The 26,291-nt window shown below is 41.9% G+C and carries 28 protein-coding genes; 14 read left to right on the forward strand and 14 right to left on the reverse strand.

The window, feature by feature from the left end:
* Window positions 1–129: 129 nt before the first annotated feature.
* Window positions 130–681: a CopD family protein gene (locus BC659_RS03960; RefSeq protein WP_133473373.1), complete on the reverse strand. Its 552-nt coding sequence runs from the start codon at window positions 679–681 to the stop codon at window positions 130–132.
* A 94-nt stretch (window positions 682–775) separates the two neighbouring features.
* The gene (gene hemH, locus BC659_RS03965; RefSeq protein ID WP_133473374.1) at window positions 776–1,807 is read right to left on the reverse strand and encodes a ferrochelatase; all 1,032 of its coding nucleotides are present in this window, start codon (window positions 1,805–1,807) and stop codon (window positions 776–778) included.
* 245 nt (window positions 1,808–2,052) lie between these two features.
* On the opposite strand from hemH, the gene hemA reads away from it, so the two are divergent.
* The 12 genes from hemA (at window position 2,053) to BC659_RS04025 (ending at window position 12,871) form a co-directional block, all read left to right on the forward strand.
* Window positions 2,053–3,261 carry a glutamyl-tRNA reductase gene (hemA, locus tag BC659_RS03970; protein ID WP_133473375.1) on the forward strand — a complete coding sequence of 403 codons (1,209 nt, stop codon included), beginning with the start codon at window positions 2,053–2,055 and terminating at the stop codon, window positions 3,259–3,261.
* A gap of 6 nt (window positions 3,262–3,267) precedes the next feature.
* Window positions 3,268–4,242: a hydroxymethylbilane synthase gene (locus BC659_RS03975; RefSeq protein ID WP_133473376.1), complete on the forward strand. Its 975-nt coding sequence runs from the start codon at window positions 3,268–3,270 to the stop codon at window positions 4,240–4,242.
* Entirely contained in the window at window positions 4,181–4,933 is a 753-nt protein-coding gene (locus tag BC659_RS03980; RefSeq protein ID WP_133473377.1) for a uroporphyrinogen-III synthase, read from the forward strand. Before BC659_RS03975 ends, BC659_RS03980 begins: the two co-directional genes overlap by 62 nt.
* 72 nt (window positions 4,934–5,005) lie before the next feature.
* Window positions 5,006–6,034: a uroporphyrinogen decarboxylase gene (gene hemE, locus BC659_RS03985; protein WP_133473378.1), complete on the forward strand. Its 1,029-nt coding sequence runs from the start codon at window positions 5,006–5,008 to the stop codon at window positions 6,032–6,034.
* Between the two features lie 72 nt (window positions 6,035–6,106).
* Window positions 6,107–7,015 carry an oxygen-dependent coproporphyrinogen oxidase gene (gene hemF, locus BC659_RS03990; protein ID WP_133473379.1) on the forward strand — a complete coding sequence of 303 codons (909 nt, stop codon included), beginning with the start codon at window positions 6,107–6,109 and terminating at the stop codon, window positions 7,013–7,015.
* An 88-nt stretch (window positions 7,016–7,103) separates the two neighbouring features.
* A complete protein-coding gene (locus tag BC659_RS03995; protein WP_133473380.1) occupies window positions 7,104–7,472 on the forward strand; it encodes a four helix bundle protein in 369 nt (122 codons plus the stop codon).
* 35 nt (window positions 7,473–7,507) lie between these two features.
* A complete protein-coding gene (gene hemB, locus BC659_RS04000) occupies window positions 7,508–8,482 on the forward strand; it encodes a porphobilinogen synthase (protein ID WP_133473381.1) in 975 nt (324 codons plus the stop codon).
* A 133-nt stretch (window positions 8,483–8,615) separates the two neighbouring features.
* Entirely contained in the window at window positions 8,616–8,969 is a 354-nt protein-coding gene (locus BC659_RS04005; RefSeq protein WP_133473382.1) for a four helix bundle protein, read from the forward strand.
* Between the two features lie 33 nt (window positions 8,970–9,002).
* Window positions 9,003–10,292, forward strand: coding sequence for a glutamate-1-semialdehyde 2,1-aminomutase (gene hemL / locus BC659_RS04010; RefSeq protein WP_211340694.1), 1,290 nt, complete (start codon window positions 9,003–9,005; stop codon window positions 10,290–10,292).
* A gap of 123 nt (window positions 10,293–10,415) precedes the next feature.
* Window positions 10,416–10,766, forward strand: coding sequence for a four helix bundle protein (locus tag BC659_RS04015; protein WP_133473383.1), 351 nt, complete (start codon window positions 10,416–10,418; stop codon window positions 10,764–10,766).
* Window positions 10,767–10,809: 43 nt separating this feature from the next.
* Complete coding sequence (locus BC659_RS04020; RefSeq protein WP_133473384.1) at window positions 10,810–11,805, forward strand: 2-hydroxyacid dehydrogenase; 996 nt, start codon at window positions 10,810–10,812, stop codon at window positions 11,803–11,805.
* Between the two features lie 37 nt (window positions 11,806–11,842).
* Window positions 11,843–12,871 (forward strand): hypothetical protein, encoded by a 1,029-nt coding sequence (locus tag BC659_RS04025; RefSeq protein ID WP_133473385.1) that lies wholly within the window; start codon window positions 11,843–11,845, stop codon window positions 12,869–12,871.
* A 72-nt stretch (window positions 12,872–12,943) separates the two neighbouring features.
* Here the strand turns inward: BC659_RS04025 and BC659_RS04030 are convergent, their stop codons facing one another.
* The 5 genes from BC659_RS04030 to BC659_RS04050 all read right to left on the reverse strand — a co-directional run bounded on the left by BC659_RS04030 (window position 12,944) and on the right by BC659_RS04050 (window position 19,713).
* Window positions 12,944–13,645 (reverse strand): lipoprotein signal peptidase, encoded by a 702-nt coding sequence (locus BC659_RS04030; protein ID WP_246027076.1) that lies wholly within the window; start codon window positions 13,643–13,645, stop codon window positions 12,944–12,946.
* Between the two features lie 64 nt (window positions 13,646–13,709).
* On the reverse strand, window positions 13,710–16,205 hold the full coding sequence (locus BC659_RS04035) for a bifunctional UDP-N-acetylmuramoyl-tripeptide:D-alanyl-D-alanine ligase/alanine racemase (protein WP_133473386.1): 2,496 nt from the start codon (window positions 16,203–16,205) through the stop codon (window positions 13,710–13,712).
* A gap of 22 nt (window positions 16,206–16,227) precedes the next feature.
* On the reverse strand, window positions 16,228–17,193 hold the full coding sequence (locus BC659_RS04040) for a TerC/Alx family metal homeostasis membrane protein (RefSeq protein WP_133473387.1): 966 nt from the start codon (window positions 17,191–17,193) through the stop codon (window positions 16,228–16,230).
* Between the two features lie 48 nt (window positions 17,194–17,241).
* Entirely contained in the window at window positions 17,242–18,987 is a 1,746-nt protein-coding gene (gene gldG, locus BC659_RS04045) for a gliding motility-associated ABC transporter substrate-binding protein GldG (protein ID WP_133473388.1), read from the reverse strand.
* A 3-nt stretch (window positions 18,988–18,990) separates the two neighbouring features.
* The gene (locus BC659_RS04050) at window positions 18,991–19,713 is read right to left on the reverse strand and encodes an ABC transporter permease subunit (RefSeq protein ID WP_133473389.1); all 723 of its coding nucleotides are present in this window, start codon (window positions 19,711–19,713) and stop codon (window positions 18,991–18,993) included.
* Window positions 19,714–19,818: 105 nt separating this feature from the next.
* Between BC659_RS04050 and BC659_RS16810 the strand changes: the two genes are divergently transcribed.
* Window positions 19,819–20,187 carry a hypothetical protein gene (locus tag BC659_RS16810; RefSeq protein WP_162847346.1) on the forward strand — a complete coding sequence of 123 codons (369 nt, stop codon included), beginning with the start codon at window positions 19,819–19,821 and terminating at the stop codon, window positions 20,185–20,187.
* A 70-nt stretch (window positions 20,188–20,257) separates the two neighbouring features.
* Here the strand turns inward: BC659_RS16810 and tnpA are convergent, their stop codons facing one another.
* The 4 genes from tnpA to BC659_RS04070 all read right to left on the reverse strand — a co-directional run bounded on the left by tnpA (window position 20,258) and on the right by BC659_RS04070 (window position 23,369).
* The gene (gene tnpA, locus BC659_RS04055; RefSeq protein ID WP_133473390.1) at window positions 20,258–20,686 is read right to left on the reverse strand and encodes an IS200/IS605 family transposase; all 429 of its coding nucleotides are present in this window, start codon (window positions 20,684–20,686) and stop codon (window positions 20,258–20,260) included.
* A gap of 511 nt (window positions 20,687–21,197) precedes the next feature.
* Window positions 21,198–21,548 (reverse strand): HesB/IscA family protein, encoded by a 351-nt coding sequence (locus tag BC659_RS04060; RefSeq protein ID WP_133473391.1) that lies wholly within the window; start codon window positions 21,546–21,548, stop codon window positions 21,198–21,200.
* Between the two features lie 55 nt (window positions 21,549–21,603).
* Window positions 21,604–22,023, reverse strand: coding sequence for a Fe-S cluster assembly scaffold IscU (iscU, locus tag BC659_RS04065; RefSeq protein WP_133473392.1), 420 nt, complete (start codon window positions 22,021–22,023; stop codon window positions 21,604–21,606).
* Window positions 22,024–22,151: 128 nt separating this feature from the next.
* On the reverse strand, window positions 22,152–23,369 hold the full coding sequence (locus BC659_RS04070; RefSeq protein ID WP_281277228.1) for an IscS subfamily cysteine desulfurase: 1,218 nt from the start codon (window positions 23,367–23,369) through the stop codon (window positions 22,152–22,154).
* A 126-nt stretch (window positions 23,370–23,495) separates the two neighbouring features.
* On the opposite strand from BC659_RS04070, the gene mce reads away from it, so the two are divergent.
* A complete protein-coding gene (gene mce, locus BC659_RS04075; RefSeq protein WP_133473393.1) occupies window positions 23,496–23,909 on the forward strand; it encodes a methylmalonyl-CoA epimerase in 414 nt (137 codons plus the stop codon).
* Between the two features lie 74 nt (window positions 23,910–23,983).
* Here the strand turns inward: mce and rnc are convergent, their stop codons facing one another.
* The 3 genes from rnc to BC659_RS04090 form a co-directional block, all read right to left on the reverse strand.
* The gene (rnc, locus tag BC659_RS04080; RefSeq protein ID WP_133473394.1) at window positions 23,984–24,697 is read right to left on the reverse strand and encodes a ribonuclease III; all 714 of its coding nucleotides are present in this window, start codon (window positions 24,695–24,697) and stop codon (window positions 23,984–23,986) included.
* Window positions 24,698–24,701: 4 nt separating this feature from the next.
* Window positions 24,702–25,955, reverse strand: a complete 1,254-nt coding sequence (gene fabF, locus BC659_RS04085; RefSeq protein WP_133473395.1) for a beta-ketoacyl-ACP synthase II — start codon at window positions 25,953–25,955, stop codon at window positions 24,702–24,704.
* 91 nt (window positions 25,956–26,046) lie between these two features.
* Window positions 26,047–26,283, reverse strand: a complete 237-nt coding sequence (locus BC659_RS04090; protein ID WP_026751146.1) for an acyl carrier protein — start codon at window positions 26,281–26,283, stop codon at window positions 26,047–26,049.
* Between the last annotated feature and the right edge of the window lie 8 nt (window positions 26,284–26,291).

Consider the following 26,291-nt stretch of genomic DNA (forward strand, 5'->3'; position numbering starts at 1 on the left):
AAAGCAAAAAAAGCTGAAAAGCACTATTCTGAAAGGTAGTTAATAATTGATTATCAACTAATTATACCAATCTCTCTTATCTTATAAAGATACAAAAAAACAGGAGATTTACAAAAAAACCCAAGGGGGCTATTTCTGCTTATTGCGCAGGGTTTTATACACCCTGATAGCCGACATCAATACAATAATAAACAGGAACAAACCACCCAAACCCCACAAAAAACTCATGCTTTCTTTTACAGATACGAGCATTACAATGGCTACCAGAAAAACTGTGGCTACTTCGTTCCATATCCGGAGTTGATTGGAGCTGTATTTATACAGCCCAGACATTTCCTGTTTAAAAATGCGGTGCAGCGAAATATGGTAGACATAGAGGAGCAAAACAAAAACAAGTTTTACGAGTAACCAGGTTCCTGCAGGCTCAAACAGGGTTTTATACCAGCCACCATGAAACAAAACAGACAATCCCAAAATGAGGGTAATCACAGCTGAGGGCCAGGTAATACCATACCATAACCTTTTCATCATCACAGCAAACTGATCACGCAATATCTTCTTTTCCGTTTCACCCTTCTCTCCCGCTTCCGTTGCGTAGATAAAAAGTCTGGGCATATAAAACATACCCGCAAACCAGGTTACGATGAAGATGATGTGGAGAGCCTTTAGATAATTATACAATTTGAAAATTTGGAAATTTGGAAATTTGGAAATGATACGGATTTAAGAACCGTTATGCATTTTCCTTTGATTAAAATTACACCTCATTTCCAAATTAACTCATTTCCAAATTTCCAAATTTCTTCACAATCGTATTCACCCACGCAGGATGTGTATTCAAACAAGGTATGAGTGTGAAGGATTCACCACCGGCATGGAGGAAGGTTTCTTTTCCTTCCTCACCAATTTCTTCAATGGTTTCCAGACAATCGCTGATAAAAGCCGGGCAGGCTACCAGTAATTTCTTTATACCTTCTCCGGGCATGGCTTCCAGACGTTTGTCTGTGAAGGGTTCCAGCCAACCTTTGCCTAATCTTGACTGAAAAGAGATACTGTATTTTTCTTTGGGTATACCCAGTTTTTCGGCTACAAGTTTTGTAGTAACCACTAATTGGTGACGGTAACAGGTGGCATGTGCCGGAGATGCTGTTTCACAACAATTGTTCACTTTCAAACAATGACAACCGGTTGTATCGCTTTTGCGGATATGGCGCTGCGGAACACCATGGTAACTGAAAAGGATATGGTCATAGGCTTCTTCAGTATAGGGCTGAATAGATTGTGCCAGCGCATCTATATAGTCGGCATCATCATAAAAAGGCTGTATCGTATGCAGTTTAAATGGATAATGACCTTTCTCATACTGCTCTTTGGCATATTCTACTGCCGTTTCATAACTGCTCATGGCATAATGCGGATAGAGGGGAAGTAATACCACTTCTTCCAGTTCCGGATGCTCTTTTAGTAAATGATCATATGCCTGTTTGGGAGATGGATTACCGTACCGCATGGCAATGGCTACCGGCTCAACAATCTGATGCTGCAATGCTTCCTGTAATTGTTTGGTAAGTACAATTAACGGAGATCCTTCTTTGGTCCAGATGCTCCTATAGGCTTCTGCCGATTTGGGTGCACGGAAAGGAACAATGATACCTTTAACCAGTAAAACACGAACGAGATAAGGAATGTCGATTACGCGTCCATCCATTAAAAATTCATTCAGGTATCTTCTTACATCTTTTACTGCTGTAGAGTCTGGTGATCCCAGATTCATTAATAAAAGTGCACGCTTCGCTTTTGTTGCCATAAATCGGTTTGAATTTGCAAAAGTAGACTAACAATCTGCATTGTAAAAGGTTCTGCAGAGATAGTTTCGGTAAAATGAACGTGTTCAGACAAGGATCAGATTTGTTTCAGGTAAAAAAACAGTTGTTCGTAAAAAAACCTGACAGAGAAATGACAATGCAATGACGTTTGTCATGTTTTTAAAGAAACCATACGGGATACCTTTGCGTACTTAATTGAAGCGAGACTAAAGAATCGTGGCAGAATATGGAGAAAGGACAATTTTTTGTAGCAGGAATTAATTATAAGAAGACGGATGCCGGCATTCGTGGCAATTTTGCTATCAGTTCCGATCAATATCATACCATTCTTACGAATGCGGCCCGGATTGGTTTAAAAGAATTGTTTGTTTTAAGTACCTGTAACCGGACCGAAATTTATGGTTTGGCACCGGATGCCGATACGCTGATCAGATTATTGTGTGAAGTAACTGTTGGTGATGCCTCAACTTTTCTGCAATTATGCTATATCAAAAAAGATGAGGAAGCCCTTCAACATATTTTTTCTGTAGGAGCTGGTTTGGATTCGCAGATACTGGGTGACTATGAAATTGTGGGTCAGATGAAAATTGCCGTTCGTTTTTCTAAAGAAAGAGGCATGATCGGTGCATTCATGGAGCGATTATTCAACACGGTACTACAATCTTCCAAACAGGTAAAAAATGAAACTGCCTTGAGTGGAGGAACCATCTCTGTTTCCTTTGCTGCCATTCAGTTCATCCGTGAACAATTAACCGATACAGCCCATAAAAAGATCGTACTACTCGGAACCGGAAAAATAGGACGCAATACCTGCAAGAACCTGATTGATTACCTCGATACAAGAAACATTACACTGATCAACAGAACAGAGGAGAAAGCCAGTGAACTGGCCGTTTCACTGGGTCTTCTACACGCCGGATGGAACCAACTTGAAACAGAAGTTGAGCAGGCTGATATTGTGATTGTGGCCACCAATGCCGAGAGCCCTGTTCTTACAGCAAAGAATGTAAAAGCCGATAAAGCAAAAATTCTCATTGATCTCTCTATCCCCAACAATATTGATCCGCAATTGGCACAGGTATCAGGTATAATACTGGCCAATGTGGATGATCTTTCACGCATCAACGACCAGACACTTCGCATGCGTAAGGCAGAAGTGCCCAAAGCCATGGCCATTATTCAGCAGCATATGCAAGAGTTTGCCGCATGGACAAGTCAGCGCCGTCATGTACCTGTGTTGAAGGCAGTGAAACAGAAATTACACGATATGCATTCCTGTGGATTATTTTTAACTTCACGCAGGACATCAAAAGATATTAATACGGAAGCCATTCAGAAAGTGGTAAACAATGTAGCCGTAAAAATGCGCAACAGGCATCAGCCCGGTTGTTACTACATTGAAGCGATCAACGATTTCATGACCAGCAGTCAGTAAGCAAACATGAACAGGGTAATCAGAATTGGTACACGCGACAGCCAGTTAGCCGTGTGGCAGGCCACATGGGTACAGCAACTCCTCATCGAAAAAGGGGTGGCGAGCGAACTCGTGTATATTAAAAGTGAGGGAGATATTGATCTGGTAACCCCATTATATGAAATTGGTGTGCAAGGCATATTCACCAAAACGCTTGATGCCGCTTTACTTAGTAAGAAAATCGATATTGCTGTTCACTCAATGAAAGATGTGCCCACACAACTGGCAAAAGGCATCAGAGAAGCAGCGGTGTTGAAAAGAGCTTCACATAAGGATTTGCTGGTGTTTAAAGATGCTGCTACACCCGAAGCTATTGGATTCGTGAATGGTGAATGGTCAATGGTGAATAGGGATTTATTGCCCATTGAACATTCACCATTCACGATCGCCACCAGCAGCGTTCGCAGAAAAGCACAATGGCTCAACAGATTTCCCCATCATCAATTCGATAACCTGCGGGGCAATGTAAATACGCGCTTACGCAAACTCGAAGAAAGTAATTGGATGGGCGCCATTTTTGCAGCAGCAGGTCTGGAAAGAATCCAACTACGTCCTGAAAAATCTGTGGAGCTCGACTGGATGCTTCCAGCGCCAGCACAAGGAGCGGTGATGGTGGTTTGCAGAGAAGATGAGAAAAATATATTCGAAGCGTGTCACCAGCTAAATCATGCAGCTACAGCGGTTTGTGCCACTGCAGAGCGACAGTTTCTTCGTGTATTAATGGGAGGCTGTGCAACCCCTATCAGCGCACTTGCTGAAATAAGCGGTACTGAAATGATTTTCAGTGGCAATGTTCTTTCGCTCGACGGGCAACAGAAAGTGGAAGTAATAAAAAGTTTCTCTCTAACAAATACAGAACAGGCAGGCACCGAAGCGGCCAATGAGATTATGGAAAATGGCGGAGCAGCCATCATTAAAGCCATCAGAAACCATGCCGGCTGATATCTCCATATTATGTACAAGACCGGTAAAACCAACACTGGTAGATGAAGCTGTTGAAAACGGTATTCAGTTGGAAGTGATTCCTGTTATAGATACAGAACCTATTCAGGATATCGATATTCAACAGGAAGTGGAACAGACAGCTTTACAATATGCTACGGTTGTATTTACCAGCATGAATGCTGTTGAATCGGTTATTACCATGCTCGATCATCAGGTACCTGAATGGAATATCTATTGTATGGGCAATACAACGGCGCAGATTATCCGCGAGTATTTCGGAGAAACGTCTATTGCAGGCACAGGTCTCGATGCCAGCGATCTTGCAGAAGCCATCATCGAATCCGGTGAAACTGAGGAAGTTGTTTTCTTTTGCGGCGATCAACGCAGAGATGAATTACCCGGTAAACTCAATCATGCCGGTATAACGGTAAATGAAGTGGTCGTTTACCGGACCATACCCCTCCATAAAAAAATTGAAAAAGAATACCAGGCCATCCTGTTTTTTAGTCCGAGTGCCGTAGACAGCTATTTCAAATTAAACAAAGCAGCTGAACAGACTGTTTTTTTTGCTATCGGACAAACAACGGCCATGGCCATAAAAAAATATTCAAACAATAAAACCATCATAGCCAACACACCGGGAAAAGATGAACTGGTGAGAAAGGCGATTTATCATTTTAGTGAGTAGTGAGTAGTCAGTAGTGAGTAAAACCTCCACTGACTACTGACTACTTACTACTCACTACTCACTATCCACAATATGCTACAAAACGATCTTCTTCTCCGAGCCCTTCGTGGTGAACAAACTGAAAGAACACCTGTATGGATGATGCGTCAGGCCGGACGTTACCTGCCTGAGTATATGGTACTGCGCGAAAAATATGGGTTCTTTGAACGCTGCCAGACACCCGAACTTGCCTGTGAAATTACTTTGCAGCCAGTGGATATAGTAGGCGTTGATGCGGCTATTTTGTTTTCAGATATCCTTGTGGTACCACAGGCTATGGGACTTGAGGTACAACTGATAGAAAGTAAAGGACCTGTGTTACCCGACCCCATTAAAACCATCAAAGACCTTGACCGTGTACGCGTACCGGATGTACATGAAACACTGGGTTATGTTTTTGATGCCATCAAACTCATTAAAAAAGAATTGAATGACCGTGTTCCGTTGATTGGTTTTGCCGGTGCTCCATGGACATTACTTTGTTATATGGTACAGGGTAAAGGATCCAAAACTTTCGACGAGGCAAAAGCTTTTTGTTATACCCAGCCCGAAACAGCACACCGGTTATTACAAATGATTACCGATACCACCATCGCTTACCTGAAAGCTCAGGTAAAAGCCGGTGCAGATACAGTCCAGATATTTGATAGTTGGGGAGGGTTGTTAAGTCCGCATGATTTTGAAAACCTGTCTCTTAAATATATACGGCAGATTGTACATGCAGTAAAAGATGAAGTACCTACCATCATTTTTGCAAAAGGTGCATGGCATAGTCTTGATAGCATGGCTGCTACAGGTGCACATGGACTGGGTATCGACTGGTGCATCAAACCTGAACTGGCCCGACAGTTTGCAGGTAATAACATAACACTGCAGGGTAATTTCGACCCTGCTAAATTACTGGCACCGATTCCTGTTATTCAGCAGGAAGTAAAAAATATGCTTACCGCATTCGGACCCGGCAGACATATTGCCAATCTGGGCCACGGTATTTTGCCAAATGTTCCCGTAGACCATGCGAGGGCCTTTGTGGATGCGGTGAAGGAATTTAAACATAGATAGTGAGCAGTGAGTAGTCAGTAGTGAATAAAATCTACTGACTACTCACTACTCACTACTCACTAAAATAAAGCTATGATCAAAGACCAATGGATTGCCTTTATTCAGCAGCTGCAGGATGATATTTGTACTGCGCTTGAAAAAGCAGATGGCAAAGCAAAGTTTCAGGAAGACAGGTGGGAAAGAGCCGAAGGTGGCGGTGGGCGTACACGTGTTATCAGCAATGGCGATGTGTTAGAAAAAGGAGGAGTGAATACATCCGTTGTATTCGGAGAAGTAACCGATCTCATGCGTTCGCAATTAAAGATCAATGGTCATAGTTGGTTTGCCTGTGGATTGAGTCTTGTCATTCACCCATACAATCCATTTGTACCAACCGTACATTGTAATTACCGGATGTTTGAATTATACGATGAAACCGGTAATGTTATCGACAGGTGGTTTGGTGGTGGTACTGATATCACTCCCTACTATTTATTTGAAGAAGACGTGAAAGATTTTCACCAGACTTATAAAGATGCCTGCGACCAGTTCGATCCTTCTTTTTATCCAAGGTTCAAACAGGAGTGCGACGAGTATTTTGTAAACTGGCATCGCAATAAAGAAAGAAGAGGTCTGGGGGGTATTTTCTACGATTATCAACGTCCCGACGAAACCAAAGACGTTTATTTCTGGATGGACTTTGCTAAAGTTTGTGGATATGCTTTTATAGAAAGTTATATTCCGATTGTCGAGAAAAGGAAACAGACCCTTTTTAGTCCTGAGAACAAATATTGGCAGGAAATAAGAAGAGGCAGATACACAGAGTTTAATCTGGTACACGACAGAGGAACTATCTTTGGTTTAAAAACAAACGGACGCATAGAAAGTATCCTGATGAGTCTTCCGCCAACTGTCAGATTCGACTATAACTATCAACCAGCAGAAGGAACGGAAGAATGGAAATTGTTACAGGCTTGTTTACAACCAAAGGAATGGATTTAAGTTTGATTCTTTGATCTTTGATTTTTTGATTTCACTATCAGCCAGAGCGCTCCGAATGGTTCCTTTTATCATGCTATATCTTTATTTCATGAATAAAATTGAATTACAACGGAGAACTAAAAAGTTCAATATTGATATTATCAGCTTTTGCAACTCACTACCCGAAACTCCAGCAGGTTTTGAAATTGCAAAACAGTTGATCAGATCTGCTGGCTCAGTAGGCGCAAACTACAGAGCTACCAGCCGCTCAAAATCAGAAGCAGATTTTGGTTATAAGTTAAAAATTGTACTTGAAGAAATTGACGAATCACACTATTGGTTAGAAATCATAAAAGAAAGTGAATTAAGCATCGATAAAAATATTAATAGGTTAATACAGGAAGCTAATGAGTTAACCGCCATTTTTGCTTCTGAAAATAAAACATTCGATTTAAGAACCAGAGCGAAAGAAAAATAAATCCAAAAATCAAAGATCAAAAAATCAAAGATTTTATGCAATTGCAAAGAAGAAACCGGATCCTGCGTCAGTCGCCTGCCATTCGTGCGATGGTAGCTGAGACTATTATAAAGCCAGCTGATTTTATTGTTCCGCTGTTTATTGATGAAGGCGAGAACATTAAAACAGAAATTGCTTCGATGCCGGGTTATTACAGAATGTCGATCGACCTTACGGTAAAAGAAGTAAAGTTACTCTGGGACATGGGTATTCGTTGCGTATTGCTGTTTATTAAATGTAAAGATGAACTGAAGGATAATACTGGCAAAGAAGCCTGGAACAAAAATGGCCTGATGCAGAGAAGCATCAAAGCCATTAAAAACGCTGTTCCGGAAATAGCGGTAATGACCGATGTAGCATTAGATCCTTTCTCCTCTTACGGGCATGACGGCATCGTAAAAGACGAAGAGATTCTAAATGATGAAACGGTGGAAGCATTGGTTAAAATGAGTATCAGCCATGCAGAAGCTGGTTGCGATTTTGTGGCACCCAGCGATATGATGGATGGTCGTATTGGTGCTATCAGAACGGGATTGGAAGAAGCTGGTTATACAAAAACAGGTATCATGAGCTATAGTGCCAAATATGCTTCCTGTTTTTATGGACCATTCAGAGATGCATTGGACAGTGCTCCGGGTTTTGGAGATAAGAAAACTTATCAGATGGATTTTGCCAACAGAACGGAAGCCATTAAAGAAACCCTGATGGATGTAGAAGAAGGTGCAGATATTGTAATGGTAAAACCAGCCATGGCTTATCTGGATATTATACGTGAAGTAAAAAATGTAGTAGACGTTCCGGTAAGTGCTTATCAGGTAAGTGGTGAATATGCCATGATTAAAGCAGCTGCTAAAATGGGATGGTTACATGAAGAAAAAGCAATTTTGGAAAGCCTGACTTCTATTAAGCGAGCAGGTGCAGATTTGATTGCAACATATTTCGCGAAAGACGCGATTCGAATGTTATCGTGAATTGTCAATTGTGAATTGTGAAAGAAAACAGGTATAAATACTAAATAATTTCATGTATTTATTACTGAAAAACTACTTACCAAAAAACACACAAATGATCTGCTAATTTGGGGGTTAACCAAAGAGGAGTATTATGTTTCTTATTTTGAATCACCAAAAGCTTGACGTATATGTTTCTGTAAGAAAACTTGTAATCGAATGCTATAATATAACAAGTATATTTCCTCCAGAAAAAAAATTCGGCATTGTCTCTCAGATAAGGAGAGCTGCTTTATCTGTTTACTTAAATATTGCTGAGGGAGCATCAAGGAAACCAAATTTAGAAAGAAAAAGATTTTTCGAGATTGCCAGAGGATCACTGATTGAAATTGACGCAGCACTGGATATTGCTTCTGATTTGAATTATTATGCATGTAAAGACTCCGATTGTTTGAAACAGTATATGATTGATAGTTTTAAAATGCTAACAGGTTTGATTTTAAATTAAAATATTTACCATTCACAATTGACAATTCACACTATGTACAATAAAAGTATTTCTCTCTTCCAACGCGCGCAAGAATCGATTCCCGGTGGTGTAAACTCTCCGGTACGTGCCTTTAAAAGTGTAGGCGGCACACCTGTTTTTATTGAGAAAGCCAAAGGTGCTTATCTCTATGATGCAGACGGTAATCGCTATATAGATTATATCGCTTCATGGGGGCCTATGATCCTGGGTCATGCCTATGAACCTGTAGTAAAAGCCATACAGGAAAAAGCAGTGCTGTCTACCTCCTATGGAGCACCTACAGAGCTTGAGATTGAAATGGCCGAGCTTATTAAAAGTATGGCGCCGAATGTAGACCTTATACGTATGGTGAGCAGTGGAACGGAAGCCTGTATGAGTGCATTGCGTTTGGCCAGAGGGTATACCGGCAGAAATAAATTCATCAAATTCGAAGGTTGTTATCATGGTCATGCCGATGCTTTTCTGGTAAAGGCGGGAAGTGGTCTGGCTACCTTTGATATTCAAACAGTACCCGGTATAACAGGTGGTGTTTCAAACGACACCTTAACCTGCGCCTATAATGATTTAACAGCTGTTGAATCACTGGTAGCTGCACATAAAAATGAAATAGCTGCTATCATTATTGAACCCGTAGCTGGTAATATGGGCTGTATCTTACCGCAGCCTGGTTTTATAGAAGGCATCCGTAAAATTTGTAATGAGGAAGGTATTGTTTTCATTTTTGATGAGGTAATGACAGGTTTTCGTTTGGCAGCAGGAGGGGCACAGGAAGTATTACAGGTTGATGCCGATCTGGTAACTTATGGAAAAGTAATTGGTGCAGGTATGCCTGTAGGTGCATTTGGTGGTAAGCGTGCCATTATGGAAAAAATTGCTCCGCTGGGTAATGTGTACCAGGCTGGAACATTAAGCGGCAACCCGATTGCCATGATCGCTGGTTACACCCTACTCAATGAACTGAAAAATAATCCCTCTCTCTATCAGGAATTAAACGATAAAACAGCTTATCTGCATGAAGGACTGAATCAAGTACTGGCAGCATCAGAAATACCATATGTAATAAACAGGAAGGGATCCATGATCAGTATCCATTTCAGCGAACAACCCGTAACCGATTTTGCTTCTGCAGCAGCAGCCAATAACAGCTTATTCAACAAATATTTTCATGCCATGCTGAAACGTGGTATTTACTTGCCGCCATCTGCATTCGAAAGCTGGTTCCTGAACAATGCCCTTAGCTATGCCGATCTGGATGCCACTATTCAGGCTACAGCAGAGAGCCTTGCGGAAGTGGTGGGGTGATTCGGGATTAGTGCATGGTCAATGGTGAGTAGTAAGTAGTCAGTAGTGAGTATGGATAAAATTTGCGGGAAATACGTAGGTTGAAGCGATGTAATGTGTTTACTTTTCGGAAAGTACACAGTTATGTTTTTACAACTCGCCCATACCCGATTGATTGTTTTTGCCAGATCCAGAGACTTAATTCTTGAATCATACAGCCTAACAAGATATTTTCCTGAATCTGAGAATTTTGGTCTGACACAACAAATCCGAAGAGCGGCTTGTTCTATCCATTTAAATCTGGCTGAAGGCTGTTCAAGAAAATCTACAGCTGAGAGAAATAGATTTTTTGAAATTGCCAGAGGGTCTCTAATAGAAGTTGATACTGCTGTGGGGATTGCAATTGCATTAAAATACATACCCGATGAGCAATTAGAGAATATTAAAGTATTAATCATTGAGAATTTCAAACTATTGTCCGCAATGATTCATTAATCTTACTCACTACTGACTACTCACTACTCACTATATTTACATTATGAAACTCACCTTCTTCTCATCACAACCTTATGATCGTATTTTCTTTGAAAGATACAATGACAGTTTGGGGTTTGAGTTGAGCTTTCTCGATGTGGCATTGGATGAAACCACCGCATCGCTGGCAAAAGGATCCGATGCTGTTTGTGTATTTGTAAACGATAAGGTAACAGCCCCTGTCATTGCTTCATTAAAAGATAATGGCACTAAGGTAATTGCCCTGCGTTGTGCCGGGTTCAATAATGTGGATATAGAAGCCTGCCGTCAAAATGAAATACACGTTTGCAGAGTACCCGCTTATTCACCTGAAGCTGTTGCAGAGCATGCAGTGGCCATGATATTAACCCTGAACAGGAAAACCCATAAAGCCTATAACCGTGTAAGAGAACAGAATTTTTCTTTGAATGGACTACTTGGTTTTAACCTGCATGGTAAAACCGTAGGTGTTATCGGTACCGGTAATATAGGTAAGGCTTTTTGCCGGATCATGCTGGGATTTGGTTGTACCGTGAAAGCTTTTGATCTGGTTGCCAATAAAGAAATGGAAGCCATCGGGGTTACCTATCATCCTTTGATGGAGGTTTTACAGTCGGACATTATTTCATTACACTGCCCATTAAATGAACAAACCCGACACCTGATTGGACCGGAAACCATCGGTTATGTAAAAAAGGGGGCCATGCTGATCAATACCGGTCGTGGGGCACTGATAGATACCAAAACCATGATTGAAGCATTGAAGAAAGGATATATCAGCGCACTGGGGCTGGATGTATATGAACAGGAAGAGAAGCTGTTCTTCAGGGATTTGTCTACGAAAATCATTCAGGACGACGATATTCAGCGCCTGATGAGCTTCCCGAATGTCCTGATCACCGCTCACCAGGCCTTTTTCACCGATGAGGCCCTCTCCCAGATTGCTATGACTACGTTAAATAATGTGTCGCAATTGCTAAAAAATAGTAATTTGAAGGATCAGGCTGCGTTATTGGTCTGATTTTAGTCTATAAAGTGTATACCAAAGAAAAGGCATTATGAATAAGTTCACTTCGAGATGGGTACTGTTACTAGCAGCAGTTTTGGTATTCTGGGCCTGCCAGAAAGAAGTCAGCAAAGAAGGTACCGGACTTGGCGGTATCGCACAGGGTTCATTAACCGATAGTTCCGGTTCCTGTAAGGATGCTATTGTAAAAGGTGATTATGTAATTGACCAGGCGCTTACAGATAGTAACTATGTTATCATCAAAGTTAATTTCACCCTGCAGGGTAAATACAAAATATATACAGATACCCTGAATGGTATGTGGTTTATTGATTCCGGTTTTGCACTCACTACCGGACCAGCCACCATCAAATTAAAAGGATATGGCAAGCCTATCCTTCCCAACCGTGCTGACTTTGTACTTACATTCAACAGTAGCTTTTGCGCGTTTTCAGTAGTAGCCACTACTACCGGCGGATCGTCGGGTGGTGGAACCGGTACCGATTATTTCCCCAATACGTTAAACTCTAACTGGACGTATGAATACCTGCCTAAACTTGGCACCCTTGATACTTTCAGGGCCACGGTAACCAGTCAGACTGTTCTGTTTGATAATAAAGTCTTCAAACAATACGATACCAATCCACTGGGGGAAGCTTATTATTTTTCAAAAGACAATGCTGGTAACTATTATGCACTGAGCACAACAGATTTTGATTACCTGTTTATCTGGGACTCTATCCCAAGTTCTTTTATATCATACCCTTTCCTTAAAGATAATGTAGCAGTGGGTACTACCTGGGAAAGTGCTGAGTATGGCAAGGTAAAATTTGGTACGGAAGTAGGTGTGAGTAAAGCTGTTTTTACCATCATGGGTAAAGGCATTACCTATTCGGTACTGGGTACTACCTATTCTGATGTAATCAGTGTGAAAAGAGAAATCAGGTTTAAACCCGATGGCGGTAGTTACAGATCGCTGATAGAAGGCACTTCTTACTATGCCAAAGGGGTAGGTATGGTAGATCAGGTAATTCCTGCTGCCAACCAATCGGTTTCTTTGAAGAAGAAGCAGATATTTTAATACATAGATAAGTAACTGCATAAAAAAGCCGCTGTTGAAAATCAACAGCGGCTTTTTATTAGGTCCATTATTTTAGAATATCTGCGTCTTATCATCTACCACAGACTTGGTTTCTACTGTTGAATGTTTTTCTTCTTTCACCTGTTTGAAAAACTTATTCTGAAAAATCAGGATCGCAATCACACCGGCTGAAATAGCAGCATCTGCCAGGTTGAATACAGGGCGGAAGAACTCAAAATCATCTCCTCCAAAGAAAGGTACCCAGGAAGGATATTTTGCATCGGTAATGATGGGGAAGTAAAACATATCTACCACTTTACCATGCAACAAGCCTGCATATCCACCACCAGAAGGAAACAAAGTGGCTACATTCTGTGTAAAGGGATTGCTTTGTTCGAAAATCAGTCCGTAGAATAAGCTATCAATCAGGTTACCCAGTGCACCGGCATAAATAAGACCTGCACAGATCATGAAACCTTTGTGGTAATTTTTCCTGATAAAATCACGTAAAAGAAAAGTACCCCATACCACTGCTACCAATCTGAAAAGGGTGAGTGCGATTTTACCAAAACCACCACCGAATTTCCAGCCCCAGGCCATGCCTTCATTCTCTACAAAATGCAGTCTGAACCAGCTACCCAGTACTTTATGCTCTTCTCCGGCATAATAATTCAGTTTAATATAGAATTTCAATGCCTGGTCGGCCACAATGATGATGAGAATCAATAAAAACAGATGTTTTCCTTTCACTTCCTGATAGTTTATACTGGGCAAAGATAGGGGCTGAACCAACAACTATGGTACTCTGGTAGCCAGATGGCTATGTTAAAAGAGAGGCTTATTCTTCTACATAGATTCTTTTCACCCGCTGGCTGATGCCCGTCATGATTTCGTAGGCAATGGTACCGGTGGCTTTGGCCAGTTCCTGTACAGGTATATGTTTACCGAATACTTCCACTTCATCTCCCTCTTTTGCCTCCGGAATATCGGTAACATCTACCATCGTCATATCCATGCACACATTGCCAATTACCGGGGCCTTTCTTCCCCTTACCCACATATAGCCATTCCGGTTGCCCAGCGAACGACTAAAGCCATCTGCATAACCTATGCGAACCGTGGCAATGCGGCTATCCCTTTCTAGTACGCCTTTCCGGTTATAGCCCACCGTTTCATGTTGGGACACATTTCTGATCTGGGCAATAGTTGACTTCAGGGTCACCACTGTTTGTAAAGCAAGCTGGTTTTCATGGGCACTGTCTACACCATACAATCCAATACCCAATCTAACCATATCAAACTGGTATTCGGGATGGCGGAATATCCCGGCTGAATTGGCTATATGTTTGATAAATGGATAACCCAGTAATTGCTGCATAGTAGCTGCAGCCCTTTCAAAACGACTCACTTGTTCTGCAGTAAATTCATCGAGGGAAATGGTTTCACTTGCCACCAGATGGCTGAGTAATGATTTTACGACCATGGTACCCTGCTGATTGATCAGCGAAGCCAATTCATCTGCTTCACTTATTTCAAATCCCAGCCTGTTCATACCTGTATTGAATTTGATATGCACAGGATATTGTCTGATCGCCTGTTTATCGAGGAACTGATGAAACTGTCGGTAAATTCCAAAAGAATAAATCTCAGGTTCCAGGTTATATTGAATCATGGCATCAAAACCTGCTTCATCAACATTCATCACCATGATAGGTAAACTAATGCCTGCTTTACGCAGCTCAACACCTTCGTCGGCATAGGCTACTGCGAGGTAATCTATTTTTTGAAACTGCAGTAAGCGGGCCACTTCAGCAGAACCACTTCCATAGCTAAATGCTTTTACCATGGCCATCAGCTTTGTACTGGGTCGCAAATGCTGCTGATAGGCTTTCAGGTTATGCGCCATGGCCGTGAGGTTTACTTCCATTACGGTTTGATGGACTTTCTGTTCCAGCCACTGACTGATTCTTTCAAAAGAAAAAATACGTGCCCCTTTCAATAAAATATATTCATCCCTGAACTGATTCAGGGAAGCATGTTGCAGAAAAAAGGCCGTTGATTCATAGCATTCTACCAGCATTCCTGCTGCCTTCTTCTGCAATAGTGATTGCTGCGATACCAGTGTTGTACCAATTCCAATCAGCCTGCTTATACCTCTTGTTGCAGCCTGTTTTACAATACCCGCGTATAACTCATCAGCATGCTGACCACTTTGCAATACATCTGAAAGTATCAATGTTGTTTTGTTCTTACCAGCCTGTTGTACCAGAAAATCAAGTGCAAGCTCCAACGATGCTGTATCATTACTATAACTGTCGTTGAGCAGGTAGCAGTTATTCACTGCCTTTTTCAGTTGCATACGCATATCTACTGCTTCGAGTAATAGCATGCGTTGCTGTATCCAATCCTTACTGAATCTTTTTAATAATAAAACACACCAGCAGGTAATCGCATTATCAACCGATATACGATCTGTAAAGGGGATGGCAACCTGTAACTGTTTTCCCTCATATAAGGCGGTTACCCATGTTTGCTGTGTATTCTGTTCTTCAGAGAGTATCTGCAATTCAGCCTTACCCGTTCTGCTCCAGGAAAAAAGATGAACATCTTTCTTAAGCATTGTATGACCGGCATTGGCAGGATCAAAAGAATTAATAATAGAATCTTTACAATAAACCAGACTCTCGACTGCTGAAAAAAGGTTTGCCTTTTCAGCGGCTTTTTCCGCATCACTTAAAAATCCTTCTGCATGTGCCGCCCCGATATTGGTCCATATGCCAATGGTAGGTTGAATGATTTTTTGTAGTGCTGTCATTTCTCCTTTCTGAGAAATACCGGCTTCAAATATTCCAAGTGTGTGTGTATGGTTCAACTGCCATACACTTAATGGCACGCCGATTTGCGAATTATAACTGCGCGGACTACGAACAATTTGCTCCTCCGTATGCAATAACTGATATAGCCATTCTTTTACGATGGTTTTACCATTACTACCTGTAATACCTATTACCGGAATATTAAATTGTGTTCTGTGGTAGGCTGCCAGCTTTTGTAAGGCTGCCAACACATGACTTACTTCCAGAAATACCGCTTCGGGAAACAGAGCAGACGACAGTTTCCCTTTCTGAACTACAAAAAAACGAAGTCCCCGATCATATAATTCACCAATAAAATCATGCCCATCTCTTCTCGGCCCTTCTATAGCAAAGAATAAAGTACTTTCTGCAAAAATCAGTTTCCGACTATCCGTTAACAGTTGCGAGATAACCGCTTCACCCGACGGAATCCTGTCAGCTTCAATAATGCCGGCTATATGTTTCAGCGAATAAGACAAATCGACAAAAGATCATTTATAGTTAAATAGAACCGTCGTGTACATCTTCCGGTGCTCCTTTTTTACTCGCAAACATGGAGTAAAAGATAGAACCTGAAATACAAAGAACAATGAGTCCGAGTGAAATAAACACCTGCGTACTTTTATCAATCCACATATTGATATAGTGTTCACCCAACATTTTGATACCGATGATGACCAGAACAATGGCTATTCCCTGTTGCAGGTAATCGAATTTGGAAACAGCTCCTCTCAACAGGAAAAACAGTGAACGGAGACCAAGTACCGCAAAAATATTAGACGTATAAATTACCAGTTTATCTCTTGATATGCCCATTACCGCCGGAATAGAATCAAGTGCGAAAACAAGATCAATAGAGGCGAGTAATACTACTACCACAAAAAGTGTTGTGTATAGTGGTTTACCATTTTCTCTTACCACATATTTACCATCTCCATCATGCGGTGCAAGGGGCAGGTATTTTTTCAGGAAGCGGTAGATTTTTGTATCGTGTGGTTCAAATTCTTTATCCTCATTGGCGGTGAACATGGTGTATCCTGTATATACCAGAAACACACCAAATATGTATAATACCCAATGAAACTGTTCTACCAGCGCCACGCCTATAGTAATAAACAATACCCTGAATACAATTGCCATCAGAATACCAATCAATAGTACCCTTGAGTAATATTTCTCTTTTACTTTAAAGGAATTGAAGATGAGAATGAATACAAAAATATTATCTATGCTGAGGCTCCATTCCATCAGATAAGCACTGAGGTATTCGAGGGCCAGTTTCTGCCCCTCCTCTACCCACATAAAAACAAAAAAACCGAGTGCCAGTGTTACCCAGAAAAAGGTTTGCTTGAGTGCCTGTTTAATCGTAATCTGAGCATTTTTTTTGCTCAGTAAGCCGAGGTCAAAAACAAGTGCCAGTACCAGTACAATGCCAAAAACCAGGTAAACAATCTGATGGGTTGTCATGCATATTAATTATGGCATAAAGATAGCGCTCTGCTCAATGGCAGGCACTCAAATACCATATTTCTTTTTTCGCCGCCATTGCAATATGGCTCCTGCTACTGCCAGGAATAAAAGTGGACCAGCAATATTGATGATTTGCCAGCTGCTTTTCTGTGTGGCAATTTTTTCTTTATCCAGCAACCTTAATACAATTGTTTTGTTTCTGCTTTCAAATAAGCCATTATTGCTTACCAGATAATCTACACAGTTCAGGAAGAATTCCCTGTTGGCAAAACGATAACCCTCAAAAGGCAGCTCACCCATCGGCAAAGGGCCGGTTGTATTACTAATGGCATTGGTTACGATATCAGCATCTGATACCACAATCTGTTTACCCGGTTTAGCAGCCTGTTTCAAAAAAGGGCGGCCAGTTGCTCTTTGCACCGAGTCGATTACCGTTGCACTGACCCTGTTGGCAAACAATGAATGAAAAGCCCCTTCCAATAAAACGGCTACCGGCACAAAACTGCTGGTAAAACTGCGAAGGTCCTCTTCATTTTTTACGCTGTTGATCGATACAATAGCAGGTGACGCAATACGACGGCTATTGGTATCGGAAGCCAGCAATATGGTTTTTTGTATACCCGGTGCTTTTACCGTATCGATACTGGATGGAAAAACAGGTAATACCCTGTCTATATTTTTTGAAATGGGATTCTCTGCGTGAGAAGAAAGAAATGGATAATAAGGCCAGGGTACTCTCTGCATATTGGGAGAGCCATCGGGGTTTCTACCCACTACTATGGGTATTTTAGAACAATTCAGATCCTGCACCAGATCGCCATTAATACGAACACCATATTTAAACAGGAGGTCATCTATATCCAGTCCGCGGTCAAAGGCAGTGTATTCAGCCTGGCTCCGCATCAGACTATCCAGTTCTGCATGCAGTTTATCAATAAACCAAAGTAGTTTACCTCCATTCATTACGTACTGATCCAGTTTCAGTTTGTCTTCTTCCGTAAATGTCTGTGTAGGTTTTACAATAATCATGGCATCGATTACTGCGGGATCAGGATATCCTTGTTTGAGATCGAAAACAGCCAACCTGTATTCATTACGCAGGCTTTCTCCCAAATCATTCACTTTTAAATCAACAGGCTCTCCGTTTCCTACGAGGTAGGCAATAGTGGGTATGGTTTTCCGGGTAAGCTTTTCAATAGCATTGGCAAATTTGTATTCCAGTAATGCTTCTGCTGCATTTCGGGTGGCTTCTTTATCTTCCTGGGGCTCTACATCGTTCATTACATTGTACTGCCGGAATATTTTCCTGCTACTTCGCAAATCAACAGCAAGCGGTTTTCTGTTTCCATATACCACCAAGGCAGATGGCACAATCAGTTGTGCGGTTGACTTATCAGTACTGGTAACTTCACTGCGTTCAAATACCACACCCAGTCGCGCGAGGCTGTCGTATAAAATGGCTTTTGCCGTATCGTTCACAATATCCTCACCGGGCTTTTCAAATGATACACGAACAAGATTGCCTGATATGGAGGTAAACTCGTCCAGCAGTTCTGCAGTTGCCACAGATAGTTTCTTATAATCGGCAGGCAGTTCACCCGTAAGAAATACTTTTATTTCAATAACCGAATCGAGGTTAGTAAGGAGTTGTTTGGTAGGATTGGTAAGACTGTATCTTTTATCGGCAGTAAGATCGGCCCTGAAGCCAATATCTGCTGAAAGAAATATCACCACTAATAATAAAGTGAGTAAACCTAACCAGCCATATTTATGCTGCAATAATTTCTGCATGGTTTATCGTTTCAACAGGTTTCTTTGGGTAAGAAATAAGAAGAAGCTGATCAGTCCTCCAAAATATACCAGATCACTGATGCGTATTACACCTCTGCTGATGCTGCGGTAATGAAAATTAATACCCATCATTTCAAGGTAATAATCTACTCCGCCACTGAAAAAGGATAGCTTACTTATCGCATCAAAACCATTGTACAAAAGAAAGCAAACAAATGCGCCGGCTATAAATGCAACTACCGTATTATTGGTATAGCTGCTGGCACAAATGCCGATGGCAGTAAAAACAGCGCCTAATAACAGTAATCCGATATAGCTGCCAATAGTGGCGCCAATATCAATACCACCTGTTACACTAAGCGCCTGAACCGAAAAAGCATAGATAACTGTTGGTAGTATGGCACAGAAAACAATGATAAGGCAGCCGAGAAACTTACCCGAAACAAGCTGTGCAGGTGTAAGCGGCAGTGTTCTCAATATTTCAAAATTACCCAGTCTGTATTCGTCGGCAAAGCTCCTCATGGTAATGGTGGGTACAATGAATAAAAGTATCCATGGTGTAAGGCTAAAAAAACCACCAAGGCTGGCATAGCCAAACTCGAGTATGCTGGTATCGGGGAAAACAAATAACATGAGTCCGTTGATCAGCAGAAATACTGCCAGAGCAATATAACCTGTAAGGCTGCTGAAAAACTGTTGCCATTCTTTTTTACAGATGATCCACATAAGTATCAAAACTAAATGTTCTGGGCCATACGATTACCGTTCCTGTATATTTTATGTGTTCTTTATGGAATCATCCGCCGGATGCATCCTATTAAAAACAGCTGTATGAAATTAAAATTAACACTCCTGCTCATATGCTTATTAGGTGTAGGCTTATTAACAAGGGCGCAGAAGAAACCGGCAAAGCCAAATAGTACCGAAAAAGTAATGGTAGCAGAGGGCAAGGATGCTATCCCTGTTACGGTAAAAAGTAATAAAAAATCTAAAGTACCACCACCTCCCCCACCGCCGAAGGTTCAGGAACCGCCAGTTGTTGTTCATAAGCCGGAACAACCTGCGCCACCGCCACCCCCGGAAAAAATGAAAATTAAAGTGAATAAATATATTCCGCCACCACCCCCACCGCCAGCAAAACCAAGGGTACCGGCCAAAGCAACTGTACCGGATGCACCAGCTGTACCCGACAGCGTTTAGGCATTTGTTTCTACAAGTGCTGTTGGTTTTTGGAAAAAAGCCCGGATGGACCGGGCTTTTTTGATGCCTATTAAGTCCCTTCCAGGCGAAAAAGCATGCCTGATAATTTTTGATACTCCTGTTCAAAAGATTGATCCGCATGGTGTGCTTCCTGATTAGCGATATACCGTTTCAAACTTTCCACTGCCGATTTACCAACCGAGGCCACAAAATAATCCGACTGCCAAACAAGGTATACATACTTGTATTTTAGGTTAAACCATCGTGCCGATTCACCTTTAATCAATTTAATCACTCCATCTATCGTTTGTCCTGCTCTCAGCTTCACCAGGCAATGCAAATGATCCATATGCCCATCAATACAGACTATATGAATATTTTGACTGTATGCATAATGTCTGATATGATTGATCAATGACTGTTTAACAGGTGGTGTTAATATGGGATTTCTGTATTTGGTACTCCACACATAATGCAGGAAAACAATTGAATAAGGCATGGCAAAAATTTGCCAACAAAATCGGGGTTTCTGGCTAAGTATTTCTACGGAATCTTGTGGCGGTGTGCTTGATTCGCTTTGTGTTCTGAAGAATGAATATGCTTAAGAGTTTCATACATATCATAAAACACTCTTGCCAATGGGTCGCCGGACTGAAGTCCGGCGCTGGGTTTCTTTCTCCTGATTTCCAACAGCTCCCATTTTATCCGACTACCGAAAACATAAAACATAAATTCCTTGCTCCGGACTTTAGTCCGGAGAATAAAAAGCAATCCGACACCTTATTTCTTTTCGCCGGACTGAAGTCCGGCGCTGGGTTTCTTTTCCTGATTTCCAACAGCTCCCATTTTATCCGACTACCGAAAACATAAAACATAAATTCCTTGCTCCGGACTTCAGTCCGGAGAATAAAAAGCCGGAGCCTGCATTCTACTAATACACGCTATAAATAAAGAAAGCCCGGTATTATTCCCGGGCTTTCTGCATATAATCTGTTTTATCAGCAAAAATTCTATACCGCAAAACTCTCCCCACATCCGCAACTTCTGCTGGCATTAGGGTTATTGAAATAAAACCCTTTACCATTCAATCCATCGGAGAAATCGAGTTCCGTATTAACCAGGTATAAAAAGCTTTTCAGATCGGTTACCACTTTTACTCCATTGTCTTCAAAAACCTGATCCATGGGTTTGATTTCATTATCGAAATCAAGCTTATAGCTTAATCCGGAACAACCTCCTCCTACAACACCTACACGTAGAAAATAAGAAGTATCTCCTGATACGCCTGCTTCCTCCATCAGTTGCTGCACTTTCTTCTTAGCCTTGTCGCTTACGTATATGCTGTTCTCTGTTGCTACCATTTCGCTAATAGTTAATGGTTTATCACTAATGGAAATACCATTCGTTTTTTAAATACTAGTGTACTCCCTTCTCTTCAAAAACCAACTCTTCCAATCCGTTCTTTTTACGGTAGTCGTTGATAGCGGCTTTGATAGCATCTTCAGCCAATACAGAGCAGTGAATTTTCACCGGTGGAAGATTCAGTTCTTCCACCAGATCCATATTGTCAATCTGTACAGCCTGATCAACAGTCTTACCTTTCAGCCATTCTGTTGCCAGTGATGATGATGCGATTGCTGAACCGCAACCAAAGGTTTTGAATTTAGCATCGGTAATAACACCGGTAGCATCGTCTACCTCAATCTGAAGACGCATAACGTCTCCACACTCAGGTGCACCTACGAGACCAGTGCCTACATTTGTTTTTGCCTTATCGAGCGTACCCACATTCTTGGGGTTATTGTAATGATCGATTACTTTTTCTGAATATGCCATGGTTGAATTAATTTGGAAATTTGTGAATTTGGAAATTTGGAAATGGTAGAATCTTATAATCAGAAAGACCACTTTAGTATTTGGTCACTCTCATTTTCAAATTTCCAAATTTTCAAATTGTTTAATTATTAATGGTGTGCCCACTCTATACTGTTCAGGTCTATACCTTCTTTGAACATTTCCCAGAGCGGACTCATTTCTCTTAGTTTTAAAACAGTTTCACTTACCGCTTTAATGGTATAGTCAATCTGTTCTTCGGTAGTAAACCTGCCCAATCCGAAACGCAGCGAACTGTGTGCCAGATCATCACCCAGACCCAATGCTTTTAACACATAGCTGGGTTCGAGTGAAGCAGATGTACAGGCTGATCCTGATGAAAGTGCGATGCTTTTATTAAAGCCCATCATCAATCCCTCACCTTCCACATATTTAAAAGAAATATTGCTTACATGTGGTAAACGGTGCTCACGGCTTCCGTTTACATAGGCTTCTTCCAGCTGTAACAGTGCCGTTTCCAGCTTGTCGCGGAGCTTGCTGAGTCTGGCAGCATCATCAGCCATTTCCAGTCTTGCCAGTTCACAGGCTTTACCAAAACCAACAATACCCGGTACATTCAAAGTACCACTACGCATACCTCTTTCATGTCCGCCACCGTCCATCTGCGCAGTTACTTTTACCCTCGGATTTTTTCTGCGTACATATAATGCACCTACGCCTTTGGGACCGTACATTTTGTGTCCGGTAAATGCCATGATATCGATACCATCTTTATTAACGTCTACAGGTATTTTACCTACTGCCTGTGTACCATCTGTAAAGAACAGTACACCATGCTTGCGGGCAATGGCACTGATTTCTTTTACCGGTTGCACAACCCCTATTTCATTATTGGCATACATGATGGCAATCAGAATGGTGGTTGGCTTAATGGCAGCTTCGAGTTCTTTCAGGTCAATCAGACCTTCCGGATTTACTTCCAGGTAAGTTACCTCACCACCCAGGCGCTCAATATGTTTACAGGTATCCAGTACTGCTTTATGTTCTGTAGTACAGGTAATGATATGGTTACCTTTGCTGGCATACATTTCATACACACCTTTAATACCCAGGTTATCCCCTTCTGTAGCACCTGAGGTAAAGATGATTTCCTTAGGATCGGCGCCAATCAGTTTGGCTACCTGCTCACGTGCATAATCAACGGCTTCTTCCGCCTGCCATCCAAAAGGGTGGTTACGGCTTGCGGCATTGCCAAAATGCTCGGTAAAATAAGGTATCATCGCTTCCAGCACACGGGGATCCATGGGTGTGGTGGCATTGTTGTCGAGGTAAATTGGTAATTTCAACATAGTGCACAGAAATTTGCTTGCTTCTAAATACAAAAATACGTTAATCGGTTTATACTTGCGGAACCGAAAACCGCTTCCGACGGCTTTTTTTCACAAATCGAAAGCCTGAATATTAAACAAAGAATTATGCTAAAAGTTGAACATATTGGTCTGGCCGTTAAAAATTTTGCAGACGCCATCCCCTTATATGAGAAATTATTGTCAACCACCTGCTATAAAACCGAAATGGTAGCCTCAGAAAAGGTGAATACTGCCTTTTTTCAGGTGGGGGAAACCAAAATTGAATTGCTCGAAAGCACTGATTCTGATGGCGTTATCGCCAAATTTATTGAGAAAAAGGGCGAAGGCATGCACCATATTGCCTTCGAAGTAGCTGATATTGAAGCTGAAATGGCCCGTTTAAAAGCAGAAGGCTTCCAATTACTCAACGAAACCCCCAAAAAAGGAGCCGATAACAAACTGGTCTGCTTTCTCCACCCCAAAGGAACCGGTGGGGTGTTGATTGAACTTTGTCAGGAAGCAATAGAAACAGAGAAATAAGGAATAAGGAACATGAAATAAGAAAGTAATTATCCTTCCTGATTTCTTATTTCATGTTCCTTATTTCTCTGTTTCTATTGCAGCCCCAGCTTTTCTACCGCGGCCTGTGCGGCTACCTGGGAAGCGTCTTTTTTGTTGTAGCCTTTGCCGATAGACAGTAGCTGTCCGTCGAGCATAATGTGGATGGTGAAGAGACGGCGTGAGCCCTCCATTTTTTCATCAGCGAGATCAAAGGAAAGTGTACGGCCATTTTTACTGGCCCAGCCAATCAGTTTGTTTTTCAGGTTAATATCAATGGCTTCCAGATCGTCCACAAACATATGTGGTATCACAATCTGCTTCAGTACCCAGTGTTGGGTTTTGGCATAACCTTTATCAAGATAAACAGCACCTACTACAGCTTCCAGTGTATTTCCAAAAATCTGGCTGCCTTTGAGTGAACTGTCGAATTTGTTGTAAAAAGTAAGTTTACGCAAACCCATTTTCAGGGCTATATCATTGAGTTGCTGGCGGTTTACCATCTTACTGCGCATTTCGGTAAGAAAGCCTTCGCCTTTGTAGGGGTAGCGTTTAAAAAGATAGTCGGCCACTACCGCACTCAATACGGCATCGCCCAGGTATTCGAGGCGCTCATTGTTTTCTTCGGGTGTATCTTTTACAGAGCGGTGGCTGAGGGCTGTTCGGTAGATAAGCAGGTTGCCGGGTTTTAAACCCAGTACATTTTTCAACTGTGCCTCAAAAGAAGCATCGGGTGATTTAGATGAAAAAAGTCGCTTTAAAAACTGCACAAGCTTAGGCTGAATATTTTTTCACAATAACGCAGGCATTATGTCCGCCGAAACCGAATGTATTGCTCAAAGCAGCACGTACGGTTCTTTTCTGTGCCTTGTTAAAAGTGAAGTTTAATTTGGGATCCAGTTCAGGATCATCGGTGAAATGGTTAATGGTGGGCGGCACAATATCATGTATCACGCTCTGTATACAAGCGATGGCCTCAATAACACCGGCAGCACCCAGACAGTGACCTGTCATAGACTTGGTAGCACTGATATTAAGGTTGTAGGCATGCTCACCAAATACTTCTGTAATGGCTTTGGCTTCTGCGCCATCGCCCAGTGGTGTTGAGGTTCCGTGGGTATTGATATAATCAATTTCATCCGGACGCATACCTGCATCTTTCAATGCGGCCAGCATTACATTACGGGCACCCAACCCTTCGGGATGGGGGGCCGTAAGATGATAAGCATCGGCAGTAGCACCGCCACCTGCTATCTCACAATAAATTTTGGCACCACGCTTAATAGCATGTTCATATTCTTCCAGTACCAGTACACCGGCAGCTTCTCCCATTACAAAACCATCACGGTCTTTATCGTAAGGGCGGCTGGCGGTTTTAGGATCGTCGTTGCGTTCGCTCATGGCTTTCATGGCATTGAAACCACCCAGGCCAGCTTCGCTGATAACGGCTTCTGATCCACCGGATAAAACGATATCGGCCTTACCTAAACGGATGGTGTCCAGTGCACTGATAATACCATTGGTACTCGATGCGCAGGCACTTACCACTGCGTAGTTAGGACCGCGGAAACCATGACGCATCGATATCTGACCTGCGGCGATATCGAGGATCATTTTGGGAATAAAGAAGGGATTGAAACGGGGCGTACCGTCACCTTTTGCAAAGTTGATCACTTCCTCCTGAAAAGTGGTAAGTCCACCAATACCACTGGCGAAGATGACCCCTACACGGTCAATGTCTACGTTTTCTTTGGAGATGCCTGCGTCGGCCACGGCCATATCACTGGCTACGAGGGCCAGCTGCGCAAAGCGGTCCATTTTACGGGCTTCTTTGCGGTCCATAAACTGGGTAGGATCGAATCCTTTGATTTCGCAGGCAAAACGGGTTTTGAATTTAGAGGCATCAAATAAAGTAATGTTATCTGCGCCGGATACACCATTGAGTAACGCCGTCCAGTAGTCTTCTAAATTATTACCTAACGGAGTGAGGGTGCCAATGCCGGTTACAACAACGCGCTTTAATTCCATGTTCAAAACCTGTTTAAGTGAGCATCCGCCTTTTGTGGCCGAAGCCGCAGAAAGGCGGATGCATAAATTATTCCTTCAATAAAATTAATTCTTACTTGGCATGTTCTTCCAGGTAAGCAACAGCCTGACCAACTGTAGTGATGGTTTCTGCCTGCTCATCAGGAATAGAGATGTTGAATTCTTTTTCGAATTCCATAATCAACTCAACGGTATCCAGTGAATCGGCACCGAGGTCGTTAGTGAAAGAAGCCTCATTGGTAACCTCAGCTTCATCTACCCCTAACTTGTCAACTATGATTTTCTTAACTCTTGTTGCGATGTCTGACATTGTAAAAA

Origin of the sequence: Sediminibacterium goheungense, assembly GCF_004361915.1 — a bacterium.
GTDB classification, from domain to species: domain Bacteria; phylum Bacteroidota; class Bacteroidia; order Chitinophagales; family Chitinophagaceae; genus Sediminibacterium; species Sediminibacterium goheungense.